Below are 19,058 nucleotides of genomic sequence, written 5' to 3'. Positions count from 1 at the left end.
ATACGGGCTTCGCCGAGTTAACTGACAACTTGCGGGGCGAAGCCGGCTGGCGCGAAGCGTGCTGCCCGGTCCTGGTAATCCGCTAAAGCGTCGCCGCTTCAGGCCCAACGAAGCTGGCTACGTGAAACCAACCGTAACCACACAGGAGCCTGAAAAAGTGGCAAACGATTATTTCTTCACGTCCGAATCCGTCTCCGAAGGCCATCCGGACAAAGTCGCGGACCAAATCTCGGACGCGATTCTCGACGCCATCCTCGAGCAGGACAAATATTCCCGCGTCGCGGCGGAAACGCTGTGCAACACGGGTCTCGTCGTTCTGGCCGGTGAAATCACCACGACGGCCAACATCGATTACATCCAGATCGCGCGCGACACGATCAAGCGCATCGGCTACGACAACACCGACTACGGCATCGACTACAAGGGTTGCGCGGTGCTCGTCGCGTACGACAAGCAGTCGCCGGACATCGCCCAGGGCGTCGATCGTGCACACGACGACAACCTCGACCAAGGCGCGGGCGACCAGGGTCTGATGTTCGGTTATGCGTGCGACGAAACGCCGGAACTGATGCCGCTGCCGATCTACCTGTCGCACCGTCTCGTCGAGCGCCAGGCCAGCCTGCGCCGCGACGGCCGCCTGCAATGGCTGCGCCCGGACGCGAAGTCGCAGGTGACGGTCCGCTACGTCGACGGCAAGCCCGATTCGATCGACACCGTCGTGCTGTCGACGCAGCACGCACCGGACATCGAGCTGCCCGCGCTGCGCGAAGCCGTAATCGAGGAAATCATCAAGCCGACGCTGCCGGCCGACCTGATCAAGGGCGACATCAAGTTCCTCGTGAACCCGACCGGCCGGTTCGTGATCGGCGGCCCGCAGGGCGACTGCGGCCTGACGGGTCGCAAGATCATCGTCGACACGTACGGCGGTGCCGCACCGCACGGCGGCGGCGCGTTCTCGGGCAAGGATCCGTCGAAGGTCGACCGTTCGGCTGCGTATGCAGGCCGCTACGTCGCGAAGAACATCGTCGCCGCCGGCCTCGCGTCGCGCGCGCTGATCCAGGTGTCGTACGCGATCGGCGTTGCCGAGCCGACCTCGGTGATGGTCAACACGTTCGGCACGGGCCGCGTGTCGGACGCGGTGATCACGAAGCTCGTGCGCGAGCATTTCGACCTGCGTCCGAAGGGCATCATCAAGATGCTCGACCTGCTGCGCCCGATCTACGAGAAGACGGCTGCTTACGGCCACTTCGGCCGCGAAGAGCCGGAATTCTCGTGGGAAGCGACCGACAAGGCGCTCGCACTGGCCGAAGCGGCCGGCGTGGAGCCGACGGCTCGCGTCGCGTAAGCGTCGTTCGCCCGAAACGAAAAACCCCGGCCAAGCCGGGGTTTTTTTATGGATTCCGATCGCCGGCGCAACGGCGGCGATCATGGCGGGCAGTGCCCGCCGGCACTGCTTCAGCGCGCGCCGAACCCGAACCCGAACCAGCCGTTGCTGGCCGCGAGGCGGCGTGGCCGGTTGACGCGGCGTTGCGGGCCGAGCGCCCGGCGCAGCGCAAGTGCGCGCAGCGACGACGGCTTCTGCAGCAGCGAGCGCAGGCCGGCACGGCGGGCGAACGCCTGCGTGCTCATCATCGAGAAAAACGCGTGGAACCACGCGCGGATGCCGTCGAGCCGGCCGTGCGCGGGCGTGCGCTCGGCCAGCGCCTGCGTGCGTGCGCGGTGATGGCGCAGCGGGCGGGCAGGAGCAGGCGGCACGACGCGTTTCGCAGTGCGGCTGAGACGGGAAGTCAGACGGAATGGCATGTGAACGATGCTTCGCTTGTATGGATGGCGCCCTTGAAGAGCGCACTGGTATGAACGGCCTCGGATGGCGCAACGGATCTTACCGAAACTCGCTGCGCGCCGCGCCCGCCAGAATTGACAGGCCGCGTCAGGCTACAGGGGATTCATGACGGGCAAAAGTCGCGATAAACCCTTGTGCCACAAGGCGTGTGCCGCATACCGCCTGTCGGTGAGGCCAACGCCGCGCCGCACAGTTCCCTTGCGCCAGATCAAATCGGCGATTGGCATGCCCCTGCGCACGATAATGGCGCTGTTCGCGGCATCCGGCGCCGATTTACAATCGTCACATTCACACAAAATACGTCTGGCATCCCATGTCGTCTCCATTGCAGTCGGAATCGATCCGCGCGCAAGTCGCGGAATTGCGCGAGCGCGGCTTCGTCGTCGCGCGTGGCCTTGTCGGCGAGCAACAGTGCGCGGCGCTCAAACGGATAGCGGAGCGCCAGTTGCAGGAGGCCGCCGAGCCGATCGAATTCGAGGCGGACCTGCGCTACCCGGGCGCACCCGAGTCGAAGCATGCGCCGGGCGGGCACACGGTGCGGCGGCTGCTCGATGCGTACACGCGCGATCCGGCATTCGCCGAGCGCGCGATCGCACCTGAAATCGGCGCGTGGATGCGCGAGTATTTCGGTGAAGAGCCCGTGCTGTCGCGCGCGCATCACAACTGCATGATGACCAAGCACCCCGCGTACGGCAGCCTGACAGGCTGGCATCGCGACTTCCGTTACTGGGCGTTCGAGCGTTCGGACATGGTGTCGGTATGGCTCGCGCTGGGGCCGGAAACGAACGAGAACGGTGCGCTGTGGCTCGTGCCGGGTTCGCATACGGCCGAGTTCGGGCCTGAAGCGTTCGACGATGCGAAGTTCTTCCGCAGCGACCTGCCGGAGAACCGGACGATGATCGACGCGGCCACGTGCCCGTCGCTGCAGGCGGGCGACGTCGTGTTCTTCCACAGCAACACGCTGCATTCGGCCGGGCAGAATCGTTCCGACCAGGTGAAGTTCTCGCTCGTGTACACGTACCACGGCGCGAGCAACCGGCCGGTGCCCGGCACGCGCTCGGCGGCGAAGCCGGAAGTGCAGTTCTAGGCGCGGATCGGACGGCGCGGCGAGGCCGCGGCGATCACGCGATGCGGCGCATCGCGGGCGAATGAAGCAACGGGCGGCCTGGCCGCCCGTTTCGTTTTGCGCGGCCCGAACGTGTGACGCGGGCCGTTCGCGCGTCGCGCGGCTGCGCGATCAGCGCTTGCCGCCCGGCATCGCGAGGCCGATCAGGCCGACGAACGACGCGACGGCGCCGCCCACGATCAGCAGGATCGTCTTCGTGGCGGGCGAGCCGGTGAAGAAGCGCGACATGTTGTCGTTGATCGAATGGAACGACTGTCCGCCGAAATACAGCAGCACGACGCCGCCGACGAGCAGCGCAACCGAGATGACCCGGGACATACCAACCTCGCTGAAACGGTGATTCGAGACGCCGCAGTGTAGGCGACGGCCGCGGTCGCGTCCATCGCCGTGCGCGCATCGGCCGCCTTCGTTACCATAGCCGTCGTGCGTTTTTCTTCGCCGCCGTCGTGCCCTGGGCGCGACCGGTGCGCGCCCCTCCCTCCGACGTCCTGACGGGAAATACTCATGGCCTACGAAGCAGCTTCCGAACGTTATGCGGACATGCAATACCGCACCTGCGGCAAATCCGGGCTCAAACTGCCCGCGCTGTCGCTCGGCCTGTGGCACAACTTCGGCGACTCGACGCCGATCTCGACGCAGCGCGAGATCCTGCGCACCGCGTTCGACCTCGGCATCAACCACTTCGATCTCGCGAACAACTACGGGCCGCCGTACGGCAGCGCGGAAACCAACTTCGGCCGGCTGCTGAAGGAGGATTTCCGGCCGTATCGCGACGAGCTGCTGATCTCGACGAAGGCCGGCTGGGACATGTGGCCGGGGCCGTACGGCAGCGGCGGCGGGTCGCGCAAGTACGTGCTCGCGAGCCTCGACCAGAGCCTGCAGCGGATGGGGCTCGACTACGTCGACATCTTCTATTCGCACCGCTTCGACGCGCATACGCCGCTCGAGGAAACGGCGGGCGCGCTCGCGTCGGCCGTGCAGCAGGGCAAGGCGCTCTACATCGGCATCTCGTCGTATTCGGCGGCGAAGACGCGCGAGATGGCCGGGTTGCTCGCGCAGTACAAGGTACCGCTGCTGATCCACCAGCCTTCGTACAACATGCTGAACCGCTGGATCGAGAGCGACCTGCTCGGCACGCTCGACGACGTCGGCGCGGGCAGCATCGCGTTCACGCCGCTCGCGCAGGGGCTGCTCACGTCTAAGTACCTGAACGGTGTGCCGGCCGACGCGCGCGTGAACAAGCCGGGCGGCGGCTCGCTGACGCAGGATCACCTGAGCGCGGACAACCTCGAGCATGTGCGCAAGCTCAACGCGATCGCAGAGCGGCGCGGGCAGAGCCTCGCGCAGATGGCGCTTGCGTGGGTGCTGCGCAGTGGCCGCGTGACGTCCGCGCTGATCGGCGCGAGCCGTGCGGAGCAGGTGCGTGAGAACGTCGGCGCGCTGAAGAACCTCGAATTCTCGGCGGAAGAACTCGCGGAGATCGATCGTTACGCGACGGAAGGCGGCATCAATCTGTGGGAAAAGCCGTCCACCGATCAGGCCATCTGACCGGCAGTCGATACGGCATGCGAAACATCGCGTGCCGGTATCTCCGGCTTGCAGGCAACAGATCGCATCGCTGCGGTGCAGCGATGCGCGTCAGGCACGAGGTGCGCGGCTAGAGCAGCGCAGGCAGACCTTCGACCAGCAATACCGCGACGCCGACGCCGAGGATGACGCCCAGCACGCGCAGCAGGTTGTGGCGGAATTCGGTTGCGCACGGCACCGCGCCAAGAAATAGCGCTCCGGCCAGCGCCATCGGAATCAACAGGATGAAGTCGCCGATCGTGAAATAGGTCGTCATGCGTGTCTCCAGTGTCGGCCGGAGTTGGCGCTTTAGTGCTGACTCCAGTCCCATGCCGGGTGTTTCTAATGTTGGTCCGACCCGATTGCGAGTGGGGCGGTCAATTCGAGTATAGGTAACCGGCAGCGCTTTTCGCTATCCGAACCATTAAAAATCAGCGGAAAGCCCGGCGAATCGCGCATTTTTCCTGCAAGCTCGACGAACGCCTTGCACGCATCTTTCCCGTTCCTTTCGATTTTCGCGGAATTGTCGTATATGTCCGATGCAGGCCGCCGCACCCGCGGGCGCGGCGGCCTGTCCGCTTACGCGCGGTTCGGTTGCGTGCCGGCGGCCGGTGCGCGGAACACGAGCGCCAGCCCCGCGATGATCGCGCCCATGCCGGCAAGCGCGAGCGGCTCGGGCCGGTTGCCGAGCCACATGGCATCCATCAGCGTCGTGACGACGGGCACGAGGTAGAACAGGCTCGTTACGTTGACGAGATCGCCGCGCTGCATCAACCGGTAGAACAGCAGTTGCGCGATCACCGAGATCACGATGCCGAGCCACAGGAGCGGCACGACGAACGCCCAGCTCATATCGAGCGACACCGGCCGGAACGGCACGATCGCCACGCACAGTGCGAGGCCGATCGCATTCTGCAGCGGCAGCACGTCGGCGGGCGCCGTGCGTACGCGCTTTTGCAGCAGCGAGCCGACGGTCAGCGCGACGAGTGCCGTGAGCGCGCACGCGACGCCCGCGACCGGCAGGCCGGCATCGCCCACGCCGCGGCATACGACGAGCGCGAGGCCGGCCAGCGACAGCGCGAGCCCCGCGATGCGCACCGGCTGCCAGCGCCGCTCGACGATCGCGAGCGTGAGGATCGGCTGCACGCCGAGGATCGTCGCGAGCACGCCCGGCGCGATCCCGCGCTCGAGTGCGAGCAGGTAGAAGATCGAATAGCCACCCATCATCAGCAGGCCGGTCAGCGCGGCCATGCGCCGCTCGCCGCGCGGCGGCAGCCAGCGTTTGCGCACGAAGGCCAGCGCGAGCAGCACGAGCGATGCGAGCGCGAAACGCGCGGTGAGAAAGACGAACGCGGATGCGTGACGCAGACCGAGTTCGGCGAAGATCGCGCCGCTGCTCCACAGCAGCACGAAGAGCGACGTCGCTCCATGCGCGGCAAGCGCGCGTTTGAACGAAACCATGTGAATCCACCTGTCGAACGGATCGGAACGTTCCATCCGCGCGCGCAGCCAGGAGCCGTGCGTCACGACGCACGAACGAAAGCTGACGGGCGAATGGAAGACGAAACGGAAGCCGGCTGGTCAGCCGGCGCGTGCCACCGGAGGGGGCGGCGCGGCGCCGACGAGCGGCGGTGCGACAGGAGGCGGGAGGACCGACGGATGCGCGCACGCCTGCGGCCGCGAGTCGAACTGCGGCCGGGATTTTGCGAGGGCGGACGTGAGCGGATGCATCGTGTCGGAATGCGGTTGAACGCGAATGAACGTCAAAGGTACTGCAAGGCCGGCATCCAGCGCAACAACTGTCGGCGGCCCGCATGACGAAAGACGTGTTGCGGCGATGCCGGGCGACGCGTGCGCGCCGGCGGCTGCGCGAGCCGCGTACCAGGCGGGGGCATCGCACGAGGCCGGCGGCGTGGTTCCGGCAGGCTCGGTCACGCGAAATCTCCCGGCGGCCGGGCACCGGACAAACGATGTGCGCGTTGCGTCAATCGCGTGCGCGCTGCGGCGCCGGGCGGATTCGGCGGGCGGTCACATTCGACAGGGTATGATGGGGGTATCCGTCCGTGCAAGCGCACGCGCGGCGCAGTGGTTGATTGGAGACATTCGACGAATTCGCGGCACTTCGCCTGCTTCTTCTTCTTTTCGCGCTTCGATAAACCGTGAACAATGGGATGACGCGCAACGCTCCGTCGAGAGCGGCGCGGATCGCGCATTTGCCGGCTCGCCAGCGGGCCGGGTTTCAAGATTCAAGAGTGGGGAACCATCATGCATGTCGGGTCGATTGTCTGCACTACCCATATCGCGGTGCCGAAGGGCGCGCGCGGCATCGTCCAGCGCATCCTGGGCGACATGGCCATGGTGACCTGGTACGCGGGCGTGCCGGGTGAGTCGAAAGAACTCAACACCGAGCCGTTCTTTCTCGAGGACCTGATCGACACCGGCGAATCCGTGCTGCCGGCGGGCGCCGCGCTTCACTGAGCGTGCAAGCCGTACCGGGCGCTCGTCTTTCGGCCCGGCTGACGGCACAATGCGGGGCATGACAGACGCTACTTCCGCTCCCGCTTCTCCCGCCGGCCCGCCGTTCGCCGGCCTCACGCCCGAGTGCGTGCTCGACGCGCTCGACAGCGTGCTGATGCCGGCCGGCCTGCGCACCGACGGGCGCCTGCTCGCCCTCAACAGCTACGAAAACCGCGTCTACCAGGTCGGCATCGAAGACGGCCCGCCGGTCGTCGCGAAGTTCTACCGTCCGGCGCGCTGGTCGGACGACGCGATCCTCGAAGAGCACGCGTTCGTCGCCGAACTCGCCGCGCGCGAGATTCCGGCGGTGCCTGCGCGCACGTTCGACGGCCGCACGCTGCACGCGTTCGACGGCTTTCGGTTCTCGATCTTCGAGCGGCGCGGCGGTCGCGCACCCGATCTCGATCGCAACGACACGCTCGAATGGCTCGGCCGCTTCATCGGCCGGATTCATGCGGTCGGCGCGACGCAGCCGTATGTCGCGCGTCCCGTGCTCGACATCGGGACGTTCGGCTACGAGCCGCGCGACTACCTGCTTGCGCACGATTTCATTCCGGATGACGTACGACCCGCGTACGAGACGGCGGTCACGCTTGCGCTCGAAGGGGTCGAGGCCGCGTTCGAACGCGCGGGCGAGATCCGCCTGCTGCGCACGCACGGCGACTGTCATCCGAGCAACGTGCTATGGACCGATGCCGGTCCGCATTTCGTCGACTTCGACGACAGCCGGATGGCGCCCGCGATCCAGGATCTGTGGCTGTTGTTGCCGGGCGATCGCGAAGGCGCGTCGCGCGCGCTGGCGGACCTGCTGGCCGGCTACGAGGATTTCTGCGAATTCGAGCCGCGCGAGCTGCATCTCGTCGAAGCGCTGCGTACGCTGCGGCTCATCCACTACGCGGCGTGGCTTGCGCGGCGCTGGGACGATCCCGCGTTCCCGGCCGCGTTTCCGTGGTTCAACACGCATCGTTACTGGGAAGCACGCGTGCTCGAACTGCGCGAGCAGATCGGTGCGATGCAGGAAGGGCCGCTCTGGCCCGTGTGACGGCGCGCGCGGCACCCGCGCCGCGCGGCAGGCTTGCGCGGGCCGCGGCGCGATGCGCGCGGCCCGTTCCGATCAGAACTTCAGCATCAGCTTGATCACCGCGGCGAAGCGCTTGCCGTACGGCGGCGCGATCAGGCCGCGCGTGTTCAGCCGCGCCTGCGTGAGCACGGGCTTCATCTTCGAGAACGTCACGAAGCCGTCGTAACCGTGATACGCGCCCATGCCGCTCGCACCGACGCCGCCGAACGGCAGGCTGCCGCATGCGATGTGCATCAGCGCTTCGTTGACCGTCACGCCGCCCGAGATCGTTTCGCGCATCACGCGGTCGATCGTGCCGCCGTCCTCGTCGAACAGGTAGAGCGCGAGCGGACGCGGGCGCGCATTCACATACGCGATCGCCTCGTCGAGCCGTTCGTACGGCACGAGCGGCAGCAGCGGCCCGAAGATTTCCTCCTGCATCAGTTGCGACGCGGCCGGCACCTGCGTGACCGCGCACGGTACGAAGCGGCGCGACGCCGGATCGGACTGCGCATCGGACAGCGGATGCAGTTGCGCACCGGCCGCCTGCGCATCGCTCGCGAGTTGCTGCAGCCGGGCGTAATGGCGCGGCGACACGATCGTCGTGTAATCGCCGTTCGCCGACAGGTCGGGATACATCTTCGCGAACTTTGCTCGCGCCCGCTCGATGAACGCGGCTTCCATGCCGCGCGGCAGCAGTACGTAGTCGGGCGCGATGCAGGTCTGGCCCGCGTTCAGCGTCTTGCCCGCGACGATCGCGTCGACGGCTGCGTCGAAGCGTGCATTCGGGCCGACGATCGCCGGCGACTTGCCGCCGAGTTCGAGCGTGACGGGCGTGAGGTTATCGGCGGCCGCACGCATCACGTGGCGGCCGACTTGCGTCGAGCCGGTGAACAGCAGGTGATCGAACGGCAGCCCGCTGAACGCGGCGCCGACCTCCGCATCGCCGTTCACGACCGCGACGTGATCGCGCGTGAAGGTCTTCGCGATCAGTTGCTCGAACAGCGCCGACGTGCGCGGCGTCAGTTCGGACATCTTGATGATCGCGCGGTTGCCGGCCGCAAGCGCGCAGATCAGCGGGCCGGCCGCGAGCAGCACCGGGTAGTTCCACGGCACGACGATGCCGACCACGCCGAGCGGTTGCGGAATCACCTTCGCGCGCGCCGGGCGCAGCCACTTGTTCATCGGCTTGCGGATCGGCTTCATCCAGCGCTTGCCGTGCTTGAGCGCGTCGTCGATCTCTTCCTTCGCCATCCAGATTTCCGACAGCAGCACTTCCTGCTTCGAGCGATGGCCGAAATCGGCGCTGATTGCTTCGGCGAGCGCGTCCGCGTGGTCGAGCAGCATCGCGCGCAGCGCACGCAGGTGTTGCACGCGCGTCTCCCAGGCCGGGTACGGTGCGCGCAGGTAGGCCGCGCGCTGGTCGCGCAGCAGCGACGTCAGCGCATCGGCCGACGGCAGTGCTTGCGGGGCCAGTTCGGGCAGGTCGTTCTTCATGTCGTCTCCTCCAGTTGGGCCTGGCTTGTCGGCCAGCCGTCACGCCGCACGCGAGCGCTCGGCGAGCGCGGCGGCGCGGATCGGGGTGGTGCGCGTCGCGCGGCGCGGGGCCGGATGCGACGTGTGCTCGAAAACCGGTTGCAGCGTGCGGCGGGCGTCGCATCCGCGCGACGGTATTGGCATCCGAAAACCGCGCTGCGGTGCATGCGGGTGCCGTGCGATACGACTACTGTCGGGCATGCGACGCTGCAGCGCGAGCGCCTGCCGGCGCACCGAAGCGGGGCCGCGCGACACGCACGCCGATACGAGCCGCAGCACATCGTGCCGCTGCGGCGGACAGCCGTCCAAACGGTCGGCGACGACGCATGCCGTTCGATTTCGATCGGCTGCGCGCATGACGCCGACCGTCCCCGCGCGGGCAGCCGTTTGAAATGAAATGCGGGCCGCGTGCGGTGCATCCGGACAACCCGGTCGACACCCGGCCTGCAGAACCTGGCGCTGCATCGTCGTCCCTCCCGTTTCGCGACGGATCGGCTTCTCGTGGCCGGCGCGTCGCGCGAAGCGAATCGATACATCTTAAATTTAGTTCACGCGGGCGTTTAGAGGAATCGCTCTTGAATCCGCGCGCCGCGCGTGCGACGGCGATTCCTACAATGCCCGAACATTACAAGAGGGGACGCGGTCGCGCGGCGGTGCCGGGCGCCTTCCATGACACGACGGAGACGTGACATGCAATACGACTACATCATCGTCGGCGGCGGTTCGGGCGGTTCGAGCCTGGCAGGCCGTCTCGCCGATGCCTGCCCCGACGCGACGGTCGCGCTGATCGAGGCCGGCTCGCATACCGAGCGCAACCTGCTCGTCAACATGCCGGTCGGCATCGCGGCGCTGGTGCCGTTCAAGCTCGGCACGAACTACGGCTACGAGACGGTGCCGCAGCCGGGCCTCGGCGGGCGGCGCGGCTACCAGCCGCGCGGGCGCGGGATGGGCGGCTCGAGCGCGATCAACGCGATGATCTATACGCGCGGCCACCCGGGCGACTACGACGAGTGGGCGCAGCTCGGCGCAACGGGCTGGGGCTGGCAGGACGTGCTGCCGTATTTCCGTCGCTCGGAAGGCAACGAGCGCGGCGCCGATGCGTGGCACGGCGCGGACGGCCCGTTGTCGGTGTCCGATCTGCGCTTTCGCAATCCGTTCTCCGAACGATTCATCGAGGCCGCGCACGCGGCCGGCTATCCGCTGAACGACGACTTCAACGGCGCGACGCAGGAAGGCGTCGGCTTCTACCAGGTTACGCACCGCGACGGCTCGCGCTGCAGCGTGGCGCGCGCGTATATCTACGGCCGCAACCGGCCGAACCTGCACGTGATCACCGATGCGACGGTGCTGCGCGTCGGCTTCGACGGCAAGCGCGCGGTCGGCGTCGCGGTATCGCGCAACGGTCGCATCGAGACGCTCGGCGCGCGTGCGGAAGTGATCCTGTCGGCCGGCGCGTTCAATTCGCCGCAACTGCTGATGTGTTCGGGGATCGGTCCGGCCGAGCAACTGCGCCGGCACGGGATCGCGGTCGTGCAGGATGCGCCGGACGTCGGCACGAACCTGATCGACCATATCGACTTCATCATCAACACGCGCGTGAATTCGTCGGAACTGGTCGGCGTGTGCCTGCGCGGGATCGCGAAGATGACACCGGCGCTCGCGCGCTATTTCTCGAGCCGCACGGGGATGATGACGAGCAACGTCGCGGAGGCCGGCGGCTTCATCAAGAGCGATCCGTCGCTCGAGCGTCCCGACCTGCAACTGCATTTCTGCACGGCGCTCGTCGACGATCACAACCGCAAGATGCACTGGGGTTTCGGCTATTCGCTGCACGTGTGCGCGCTGCGGCCGTTCAGCCGCGGCACGGTGGCGCTCGCGAGCGGCGATGCGCGCGACGCGCCGCTGATCGATCCGCGTTTCTTCAGCGATACGCGCGATCTCGACCTGCTCGTGCGCGGCACGCAGGCGATGCGCCGCATCCTGTCGCAGGCACCGCTCGCGTCGCAGGGCGGGCGCGAGCTGTACACGCGGGCAGATCAGAGCGAAGCCGAGCTGCGCGCGACGATCGTCGCACATGCCGACACGATCTATCACCCGGTCGGCACGTGCCGGATGGGCTCCGATGCGCGCGCGGTCGTCGATCCGCAGCTGCGCGTGCGCGGCGTCGAAGGGTTGCGCGTGGTGGATGCGTCGGTGATGCCGACGCTGGTCGGCGGGAACACGAATGCGCCGTCGGTGATGATCGGCGAACGCGCGGCGGACTTCATCGTCGCGGCGCGCAAGGGCGGTGTGCCAAGCGGCGAGGCGGCTGCCGCGGTGCACGGCCGCTGAGCGGCGTGCACCGGGCCGCGCGGCGGCGTCGAAAGGGGACTTCCGTCGGGGCGTTCGGCACGGCCAAACGGTGCCCCTCACTTCTTGCATGCGCCCGAAGGAAGTCCCCCTGGGGGACGACCGGCAACGCACGTTCGCAAGCCCGTTATTAACGGGAACAGGCCCTATGCAAACGTATCGACGAGGCCGGCGCGGCTCACGCTCGCGGCGGCCGGTGCGGATTGCGCAGCGTCGATGGGTGCGTCGACGGCTGACGATCCGCCGTTCCCGCGCCGCGACGACTGGCCGCCTGCGAAGGTCTGTTGCGGGTTCTGCTGCTGCGACGCGAAGCCGCCGTCGCTGACGGTCGCGCTGCCGAGCCCGAGTCCGCCCGCTTCCATCGCTTCGCGCAGCTTCGGCAGCGCGGCTTCGACCGCGTCGCGCACCTGCGCGTGCTGCGACACGAACAGCGCGTGCGCGTGGTTGTCCGCGACGCGCAGCACCACCTGCAGCGGCCCGAGATCGGGCGGGTTGAGCGTCAGCTCGGCGCTCTGCTGGTGCGCATTCGACAGGAATACGACCTTCTGGCTCAGCGCGTCCGTCCAGTCGGCGGTGCCGACGTGCGGGGCGAGCACGTGCGTGTTGGCGGCGGCGATCGCGCTCGCGGCGGGCGACAGTTGCAGGTTCGCCTGCGCCGCGGCCGCAGCCGTTGCGCCGGCCGCGAGCGTCGCGCTGGCGGCCGGGTCCGTTGCTTCGCTGGCTGCCGCGAGCGCATGCTGCGCGCCGGACTGCGCGTTCGCGTCGGCCTGCAGCGCCTGCGCGGGGGCCTGCGTCGGCGTCTGCTGCGGGGCGAGCGCCCCTTTCGCGTCGGCGAGCGTGCGGTCGAACGTCGGCACTTTCGGCGTCAGCGGTGCGGCAGCGGCGGTCGAGGCAGACGGTGCCGGTGTCGAAGTTGAAGCCGAAGCCGTTGCGCTGGTCGCGGGCATCGCGATCGCGCCCGAGCCGCCGGTCAGCTTGGCGAGCGCCGCTTGCAGCGCGTCGCGGCTAGACGCAGGCGTGGCCGGCTGGGCGGCCGCATCCTTGGCTGTGTGGTCCGCCAGAGTCGCCGTCGCGTCGGGCTGGCCGGACACGGCCGTCTTTTGCGCGGCAGAGGCAATGGCAGTGGCAGCGGCAGCGGCGGTAGAGGTAGCGGCATCGGCCGGCGTTGCGTTGTCCGTGCGTGCCTGCAGTTGTGCCTGCACGGCCGCGGCAGCCGCGAGTGCGCCGGCGTCGGGGTTGATGGCGGCGTTCGTGCCGTCGGTCGACTGGTCGTCGTCCGTGCCGGACGGCTTCGTTCCGGCGGCTGGTTTCGACGCGGCCTGCGTCGTCGACGCATCCGGCGTGGCGGAATTCGCCGCGTCGCGCCGCGTGTCGACGCTTTGCTTCAGCGTCTGCGCGAACGGCACGGCGGTCGTGGCGGTTGCGGCGTCGTTACCGGCGGCGCCGGACGAACCCGAGCCGCGGGCGGCCTTGAGTGCGGCGCCGGCGGTGTCGATCAGCGCGCCGAGCAGGGGCAGGGGAGGCATGACGGTTCTCTCGTTCGAAGGCGGTGGTCGGTTACGACGAGCGGGCCGCGTCGGCCCGCATGCGCAGGATCTTCGCGGCGTGTTCGTCGGAGTCGCGCTGTTCGCGTCGGGCGTCGCGCTGCGCTTCCTGCGCGACGCCGCGCGCCTGCAGGATTTCATACGAGCCGACGGTGCGTTTCTTCTGTTGCCAGTTTGGGCGCGCCTCGTCGATGCGGACTTCGGCCGCGGCCAGCACGTTGCGCTGCTGCGCGATTGCCGATTCGAGCGTGTCGATGAATGCCTGGAAATTGCGCCAGTTGCCGGCCGGCATCCCGTGCTGCGCGGATTGCGCGAAGCGCGCGTGGTATTCGTCGCGATAGCGCAGCAGCGCGTCGAGCTGCTCGGCGGCCGCGCTGCGGTCGCGCTGCGCGGTGCCGAGCTGCTTCGCGGCCGAGTCGAGGTCTTCCTGCGCGCGGTCGAGCAGCAGTTGAAGGGGAAACCCGTGAGCCATCTGGATCAGCCTCCGTAAGCGTCGAACAGCGCATCGAGCCCGGCGAGGCTCGATGCGAACGGCGCGCATTCGCGAAAGCCCTGCTGCAGGAACGCCTCGATGCGCGGATAGAGCGCGATCGCGCGGTCGAGCTGCGCGTCGCGTCCGGGTGCGTACGCGCCGACCGCGATCAGGTCGCGATTGCGCTGGTAGCGCGACAGCATCTGCTTGAATTGCCGCACGTGGTCGAGATGCGTTTCGTCGATCAGCGCGGTCATCGCGCGGCTGATCGACGCCTCGATATCGATCGCCGGATAGTGGCCGGCCTCGGCGAGCGTGCGCGACAGCACGATGTGGCCGTCGAGGATCGCGCGCGCCGAATCGGCGATCGGGTCCTGCTGGTCGTCGCCTTCGGTCAGCACCGTGTAGAACGCAGTGATCGAGCCGCCGCCTTCGGGCCCGTTGCCGGTGCGCTCGACGAGCGCGGGCAGCTTCGCGAACACCGACGGCGGATAGCCCTTCGTCGCGGGCGGCTCGCCGATCGCCAGCGCGATCTCGCGCTGCGCCATCGCGTAGCGCGTCAGCGAATCCATCAGCAGCAGCACGTGCTTGCCCTGGTCGCGGAAATACTCGGCGAGCGACGTCGCGTAGGCCGCGCCCTGCATCCGCAGCAGCGGCGACACGTCGGCCGGCGCCGCGACGACGACCGAGCGCGCGAGCCCGTCCTCGCCGAGGATTTGTTCGATGAATTCCTTCACTTCGCGGCCGCGTTCGCCGATCAGCCCGATCACGATCACTTCCGCGCTCGTGTAGCGCGCCATCGTGCCGAGCAGCACCGACTTGCCGACGCCGGAGCCCGCGAACAGGCCCATGCGCTGCCCGCGGCCGACGGTGAGCAGCGCGTTGATCGCGCGCACGCCGACGTCGAGCACATGGTGGATCGGTTCGCGTTCGAGCGGGTTGATCGACGGCGCCGACAGCGGCGCATCGACCTTCGACGCGAGCGGGCCGAGGCCGTCGAGCGGGCGGCCCGACGCGTCGACGACGCGCCCGAGCATCTCCCAGCCGACCGGCAGCCGTTTCGCGCCCGCGAGCGGATCGGCGACGGGTGCGCTTTCGAGCGGCCACACGCGCGCACCGGGCAGCACGCCGGCGACGTCGGTGGTCGGCATCAGGAACAGGCGGTCGCCGGCGAAGCCGACGACTTCCGCCTCCGCGTGCGGCAGCGTGCTGCCGGGCGGCAATTCGATCGTGCATTCGGCGCCGACCGACAGGCGCAGCCCGATCGCCTCGAGCACGAGGCCCGCCGCGCGCGTGAGGCGCCCGCACGGCCGCAGCGGCAGCGCGCGGTGGCTGCGCGCGGCAAGCCCGTTCAGGTGCGTGCGCCAGTGCGCGAGATGCGGATTGTGCGGCGCGCGCGGCGCGGCGTCGTGTGCGACCGCCGCTGCGGCGGTTGCGTGCGGCGTCGTGTCGTGTGCGATGTCGTGCGCGGCAGCGGGGCCGAACGACGCGAGCGCGAGTTCGCGCTCGAGCGGCGTCATGCCGTCGTGCGCGAGCGATTCGGGCGACCGCGTCACCACGTGCTCACCTTGCCGATCGCGGCGGCGACGCGCTGCCAGCGCGTGGGCAGCGTCGCGTCGACTTCGCCGGTCGCGGCGTGCGCGCGGCAGCCGCCGCGCGCGATCGACGCATCGGTGTGTACGTTCCAGCCGAGCGTGTCGAGATCGTCCTGCAGATAGGCTTCGACGACGGGCAGGTCGGCCGGATTCACCGCGAGATGCGGCGCGCCGGACAGCGCGGGTTCGGCCGCGAGCACGTCGCGTACGGCAGCGACGAGCGCGGCCGGGTCGTGCTTCACGTGCTGGCGTACGACCTGCTGCGCGATGTCGAGCGCGAGCTGCGCGATGTCGGACGCGAGATCGTGCTCGGCGGTCGATACGGCCTCGCGAAACGACGCGGCGAGCGCCGCGAGTTGCGCGGCCTGTTCGCGCGCGTCGGCCTGGCCGATCTCGAAACCCTGTTCGCGGCCCTGCTCGAAACCGGCCCGGTAGCCGAGCGCCTGGCCTTCGACGTGGCCGGCCGCATGGCCTTCGGCGTGCGCGGCGTCGCGCACGCGCTGCAGTTCCTCGGCGAGCGCGGCGGCGGCCGCGGCCGCGTTGTCGGGCGGCGGCGGGGGCGGGGGCGGGTCGAATGACGCCATCTCCCACCGCTGGTAGGCGGTGAGGGTGCCCACGCGATCGCTCGCCGAATCAGACATACGCGTCTTCCGCCTTGCCGCCGATCGCGATCTGGCCGCTTTCGGCGAGGTTGCGCACGATCTGCAGGATGCGGCGCTGCTGCGTCTCGACGTCGGACACGCGCACCGGGCCGCGCGCGTCGAGATCCTCGGCGAGCAGTTCGGCCGCGCGCTGCGACATGTTCGCGAGGAATTTCTGGCGCAGCGCGGGCGGCGCGCCCTTCAGCGCGATGATCAGCGTTTCCGACTCGACTTCCTTGAGCACCATCTGGATCGCGCGATCCTCGAGGTCGAGCAGGTTCTCGAACACGAACATCTGGTCGATGATCTTCTGCGCGAGATCGGCGTCGTACTGGCGCACGCTTTCGAGCACGCCTTCCTCGTGCACGCTCGTCATGAAGTTCAGGATCTCGGCCGCGGTGCGGATGCCGCCCATCGGGCTGCGCTTCAGGTTATCGCTGCCGGACAGCAGGCCCGTCAGCACGTCGTCGAGCTCGCGCAGCGCGGCCGGCTGGATGCCGTCGAGCGTCGCGATCCGCAGCAGCACGTCGTTGCGCAGCCGCTCGGTGAAGCACGACGCGATCTCGGACGCCTGGTCGCGGTCGAGGTGCACGAGGATCGTCGCGATGATCTGCGGATGCTCGTTCTTGATCAGTTCGGCCACGGCGCCCGAGTCCATCCACTTCAGGCCCTCGATGCCGCTCGTGTCGCTGCCCTGCAGGATGCGGTCGATCAGCACGCCGGCCTTGTCCTCGCCGAGCGCCTTGGTCAGCACCGAGCGGATGTACTCGCTCGAATCGAGCGACAGCGCGGTGTGCTCCTCGGCTTCCTTCACGAAGTCCTGCAGCACGCTCTCGACCTGCTCGCGCGTGACGTTCTTCAGCGCGGCCATCGCGGCGCCGATCTTCTGCACCTCGCGCGGCGCGAGGAACTTGAATACCTCCGCGGCCTCTTCCTCGCCGATCGACATCAGCAGCAGCGCGCTCTTGGTCAAGCCTTCAGCGTTCATCGGACACCCAGTTCTTCACGACGGTGGCGACGATCTTCGGATCCTGGCGGGCGATCGTGCGCGCGTAGTCGAGGTTGCGTTCGTAGCGGTTCTTCTCGGATTCGAAGCCGAGCAGCAGCGAATCGGGCTCGTCGTCCGCCTTGACCGGAGCGGGCAGGCCGTCGAGCGTGACGACGTCTTCCGGCGCCGCGAGCGCCGGCGCGACCGGTTCGGGCGGCGGGAACGCGCGGCGCATCGCCGGGCGCACGAACATGAAGTAGAGCGCCGCAGCGGCCGCCGCGATGCCGAGCCACTTCGCGGCTTCCTTCGCCATCGCGATCATGTCGGGCTGGCGCCACCACGGCAGGTCGGCGTACAGGTCGCTCACGGTCGAGAACGCGCTGTTCACGACGTTCACCGAGTCGCCGCGCTTCTCGTCGTAGCCCATCGCGTCCTTCACGAGCTGCTCGACCTGCGCGAGCTTCGCGGGCGGCAGCGGCTGCATCGTCACGTGGCCCTTCGCGTCCGCGACCGGCTGGTAGTTGACGACGACCGCGACCGACAGCCGCTTCACGCTGCCCATCGGCTGTTCGAGATGGCGGATCGTCTTGTCGACTTCGTAGTTGGTCGTCTGGTCCTTGCGGTCGCTGACCGGCGTCGTCTGCGGCGCGTTCTGGCCGTTGCCGGCGACGACCGGCGCGGAGGCAGGCTGCGGCGGCGTGTTCGACAGCGCGCCCGGCACGCCCGACGCGCCGCCCTGCGCGAGTTCGGTCGCGCTGCTGGTCTGCTGGCTGCGGATCGCGGCCTGCTGCGGCACGCCGTTCGGTCCGTAGCTTTCCGAGGTCTGTTCGATCTTCGAGAAATCGAGGTCCGCGCTGACCTGCGAGCGCGCGTTGCCGGTGCCGAAGATCGGCGCGAGGATCGCGTCGATGCGCTTCTGCGTGTTGTGCTCGACCTGCTGCACGTACTTGAGCTGGCTCGCGTCGAGGCCGGACGCAGAAGCCGACTGGGTCAGCAGGTTGCCGTCCTGGTCGACGATCGTCACGTTCTTCGCGGGCATGTCGGGCACGCCGGACGACACCATCCGCGTGATCGCCTGGACCTGGCCCTCGTCGAGCACGCGGCCCGGGTAGAGGTCGACGAACACCGACGCGCTCGGCGCTTCCTTGTCGCGCACGAATACCGACGGCTTCGGGATCGCGAGATGCACGCGTGCGCTGCGCACCGCGTTGATCGATTCGATGGTGCGCTGCAGCTCGCCTTCGAGCGCGCGCTGGTAGTTGACCTGTTCGGCGAACTGGCTGATGCCGAATTTCTGGTTGTCCATCAGCTCGAAGCCGACCGAGCCGCCCTTCGGCAGCCCCATCGCGGCGAGCTTCAGGCGCGTTTCATGCACCTGGTTCGACGGCACGAGGATCGCGCCGCCGGCATCGGCGAACTTGTAGGGAACGTTTGCCTGCTGGAGCGCGGTAATGATCGCGCCGCCGTCGCGGTCCGACAGGTTGCTGTACAGCACGCGGTAGTCGGGCGTCCGGCTCCACAGCACGAGCGCGGTGATCGCGGCGATCGCGAACGCGACGGCGATCAGGAACGGCAGCTTCGGGTTGCCCTTCATCCGCGAGATGCCGGGAATGCGTTCCGCGAAGCCGCCGAGCCCGAAGTCCGCGCCGGCGACGCCCGCGCCCGGCAGCGCGGCGGCCGCGGCGGCGCCGGACGCCGGGCTGGCGAGGCCCGCGCGGGCGTCGGGGTTGATCAGCGAGTTGGCCTGCGAATCCATGCGTCGAGTTTCTCCGGAGCGGGACGACTGAGCTCGCTCGGACGAGCGGGCGGACAATGACACGA

General features: G+C 68.6%; 17 protein-coding genes. 6 read left to right on the top strand and 11 right to left on the bottom strand.

The genetic code is table 11. The features are described 5' to 3' along the window. Positions 1–157 precede the first annotated feature (157 nt). Entirely contained in the window at positions 158–1,345 is a 1,188-nt protein-coding gene (gene metK / locus R9B84_RS16250) for a methionine adenosyltransferase (RefSeq protein WP_039353866.1), read from the top strand. Positions 1,346–1,455: 110 nt separating this feature from the next. Here the strand turns inward: metK and R9B84_RS16245 are convergent, their stop codons facing one another. Further along, positions 1,456–1,803, bottom strand: coding sequence for a hypothetical protein (locus R9B84_RS16245; RefSeq protein ID WP_423758724.1), 348 nt, complete (start codon positions 1,801–1,803; stop codon positions 1,456–1,458). A gap of 353 nt (positions 1,804–2,156) precedes the next feature. Between R9B84_RS16245 and R9B84_RS16240 the strand changes: the two genes are divergently transcribed. Beyond that, positions 2,157–2,930, top strand: coding sequence for a phytanoyl-CoA dioxygenase family protein (locus R9B84_RS16240; RefSeq protein ID WP_423758723.1), 774 nt, complete (start codon positions 2,157–2,159; stop codon positions 2,928–2,930). Between the two features lie 150 nt (positions 2,931–3,080). Here R9B84_RS16240 and R9B84_RS16235 read toward each other — a convergent pair whose 3' ends face one another. Beyond that, positions 3,081–3,287, bottom strand: coding sequence for a DUF3185 family protein (locus R9B84_RS16235; protein WP_423758722.1), 207 nt, complete (start codon positions 3,285–3,287; stop codon positions 3,081–3,083). Positions 3,288–3,473: 186 nt separating this feature from the next. Between R9B84_RS16235 and mgrA the strand changes: the two genes are divergently transcribed. Next, positions 3,474–4,517, top strand: a complete 1,044-nt coding sequence (gene mgrA / locus R9B84_RS16230; protein WP_423758721.1) for an L-glyceraldehyde 3-phosphate reductase — start codon at positions 3,474–3,476, stop codon at positions 4,515–4,517. Between the two features lie 109 nt (positions 4,518–4,626). On the opposite strand, the gene R9B84_RS16225 is transcribed toward mgrA, so the two are convergent. Both R9B84_RS16225 and R9B84_RS16220 read right to left on the bottom strand, forming a co-directional pair. Beyond that, complete coding sequence (locus tag R9B84_RS16225) at positions 4,627–4,812, bottom strand: hypothetical protein (RefSeq protein WP_014895742.1); 186 nt, start codon at positions 4,810–4,812, stop codon at positions 4,627–4,629. 302 nt (positions 4,813–5,114) lie between these two features. Continuing rightward, a complete protein-coding gene (locus tag R9B84_RS16220) occupies positions 5,115–5,996 on the bottom strand; it encodes a DMT family transporter (RefSeq protein ID WP_423758720.1) in 882 nt (293 codons plus the stop codon). Between the two features lie 804 nt (positions 5,997–6,800). On the opposite strand from R9B84_RS16220, the gene R9B84_RS16215 reads away from it, so the two are divergent. Both R9B84_RS16215 and R9B84_RS16210 read left to right on the top strand, forming a co-directional pair. Then, on the top strand, positions 6,801–7,013 hold the full coding sequence (locus tag R9B84_RS16215) for a hypothetical protein (RefSeq protein WP_004198969.1): 213 nt from the start codon (positions 6,801–6,803) through the stop codon (positions 7,011–7,013). Positions 7,014–7,071: 58 nt separating this feature from the next. Further along, positions 7,072–8,094 (top strand): serine/threonine protein kinase, encoded by a 1,023-nt coding sequence (locus R9B84_RS16210; RefSeq protein WP_423758719.1) that lies wholly within the window; start codon positions 7,072–7,074, stop codon positions 8,092–8,094. A 72-nt stretch (positions 8,095–8,166) separates the two neighbouring features. On the opposite strand, the gene R9B84_RS16205 is transcribed toward R9B84_RS16210, so the two are convergent. Further along, the gene (locus R9B84_RS16205) at positions 8,167–9,609 is read right to left on the bottom strand and encodes a coniferyl aldehyde dehydrogenase (protein ID WP_423758718.1); all 1,443 of its coding nucleotides are present in this window, start codon (positions 9,607–9,609) and stop codon (positions 8,167–8,169) included. Between the two features lie 729 nt (positions 9,610–10,338). Between R9B84_RS16205 and R9B84_RS16200 the strand changes: the two genes are divergently transcribed. Further along, positions 10,339–11,979, top strand: coding sequence for a GMC family oxidoreductase (locus R9B84_RS16200; RefSeq protein WP_423758717.1), 1,641 nt, complete (start codon positions 10,339–10,341; stop codon positions 11,977–11,979). A 164-nt stretch (positions 11,980–12,143) separates the two neighbouring features. Here the strand turns inward: R9B84_RS16200 and R9B84_RS16195 are convergent, their stop codons facing one another. From R9B84_RS16195 to fliF, 6 genes are read right to left on the bottom strand one after another with little or no spacing between them, the layout of a single operon-like run. Then, the gene (locus R9B84_RS16195; RefSeq protein WP_423758716.1) at positions 12,144–13,523 is read right to left on the bottom strand and encodes a flagellar hook-length control protein FliK; all 1,380 of its coding nucleotides are present in this window, start codon (positions 13,521–13,523) and stop codon (positions 12,144–12,146) included. A gap of 31 nt (positions 13,524–13,554) precedes the next feature. Beyond that, entirely contained in the window at positions 13,555–14,013 is a 459-nt protein-coding gene (gene fliJ, locus R9B84_RS16190) for a flagellar export protein FliJ (RefSeq protein WP_047899286.1), read from the bottom strand. Between the two features lie 5 nt (positions 14,014–14,018). Then, complete coding sequence (fliI, locus tag R9B84_RS16185; RefSeq protein ID WP_423758715.1) at positions 14,019–15,572, bottom strand: flagellar protein export ATPase FliI; 1,554 nt, start codon at positions 15,570–15,572, stop codon at positions 14,019–14,021. After that, positions 15,566–16,249 carry a flagellar assembly protein FliH gene (gene fliH, locus R9B84_RS16180; protein ID WP_423758714.1) on the bottom strand — a complete coding sequence of 228 codons (684 nt, stop codon included), beginning with the start codon at positions 16,247–16,249 and terminating at the stop codon, positions 15,566–15,568. Before fliH ends, fliI begins: the two co-directional genes overlap by 7 nt. Then, entirely contained in the window at positions 16,242–17,237 is a 996-nt protein-coding gene (gene fliG / locus R9B84_RS16175; RefSeq protein ID WP_072437575.1) for a flagellar motor switch protein FliG, read from the bottom strand. Before fliG ends, fliH begins: the two co-directional genes overlap by 8 nt. Beyond that, positions 17,227–18,993, bottom strand: coding sequence for a flagellar basal-body MS-ring/collar protein FliF (gene fliF, locus R9B84_RS16170; protein ID WP_423758713.1), 1,767 nt, complete (start codon positions 18,991–18,993; stop codon positions 17,227–17,229). The genes fliG and fliF overlap by 11 nt, the downstream gene beginning before the upstream one ends. Between the last annotated feature and the right edge of the window lie 65 nt (positions 18,994–19,058).

The organism is Burkholderia sp. NLJ2 (genome assembly GCF_049487195.1).
Taxonomy (GTDB): Bacteria; Pseudomonadota; Gammaproteobacteria; order Burkholderiales; family Burkholderiaceae; genus Burkholderia; species Burkholderia pyrrocinia.
Note: the sequence above shows the minus strand (reverse complement) of the source record. Positions and strands in the feature narration are given on the sequence as shown.

Bases quoted from the DNA above. Each gene is read 5' to 3' on its own strand.
- R9B84_RS16245 (WP_423758724.1), bottom strand. From the start codon at position 1,803: ATGCCATTCCGTCTGACTTCCCGTCTCAGCCGCACTGCGAAACGCGTC.
- R9B84_RS16240 (WP_423758723.1), top strand. From the start codon at position 2,157: ATGTCGTCTCCATTGCAGTCGGAATCGATCCGCGCGCAAGTCGCGGAA.
- R9B84_RS16235 (WP_423758722.1), bottom strand. From the start codon at position 3,287: ATGTCCCGGGTCATCTCGGTTGCGCTGCTCGTCGGCGGCGTCGTGCTG.
- mgrA (WP_423758721.1), top strand. From the start codon at position 3,474: ATGGCCTACGAAGCAGCTTCCGAACGTTATGCGGACATGCAATACCGC.
- R9B84_RS16225 (WP_014895742.1), bottom strand. From the start codon at position 4,812: ATGACGACCTATTTCACGATCGGCGACTTCATCCTGTTGATTCCGATG.
- R9B84_RS16220 (WP_423758720.1), bottom strand. From the start codon at position 5,996: ATGGTTTCGTTCAAACGCGCGCTTGCCGCGCATGGAGCGACGTCGCTC.
- R9B84_RS16215 (WP_004198969.1), top strand. From the start codon at position 6,801: ATGCATGTCGGGTCGATTGTCTGCACTACCCATATCGCGGTGCCGAAG.
- R9B84_RS16210 (WP_423758719.1), top strand. From the start codon at position 7,072: ATGACAGACGCTACTTCCGCTCCCGCTTCTCCCGCCGGCCCGCCGTTC.
- R9B84_RS16205 (WP_423758718.1), bottom strand. From the start codon at position 9,609: ATGAAGAACGACCTGCCCGAACTGGCCCCGCAAGCACTGCCGTCGGCC.
- R9B84_RS16200 (WP_423758717.1), top strand. From the start codon at position 10,339: ATGCAATACGACTACATCATCGTCGGCGGCGGTTCGGGCGGTTCGAGC.
- R9B84_RS16195 (WP_423758716.1), bottom strand. From the start codon at position 13,523: ATGCCTCCCCTGCCCCTGCTCGGCGCGCTGATCGACACCGCCGGCGCC.
- fliJ (WP_047899286.1), bottom strand. From the start codon at position 14,013: ATGGCTCACGGGTTTCCCCTTCAACTGCTGCTCGACCGCGCGCAGGAA.
- fliH (WP_423758714.1), bottom strand. From the start codon at position 16,249: ATGTCTGATTCGGCGAGCGATCGCGTGGGCACCCTCACCGCCTACCAG.
- fliG (WP_072437575.1), bottom strand. From the start codon at position 17,237: ATGAACGCTGAAGGCTTGACCAAGAGCGCGCTGCTGCTGATGTCGATC.
- fliF (WP_423758713.1), bottom strand. From the start codon at position 18,993: ATGGATTCGCAGGCCAACTCGCTGATCAACCCCGACGCCCGCGCGGGC.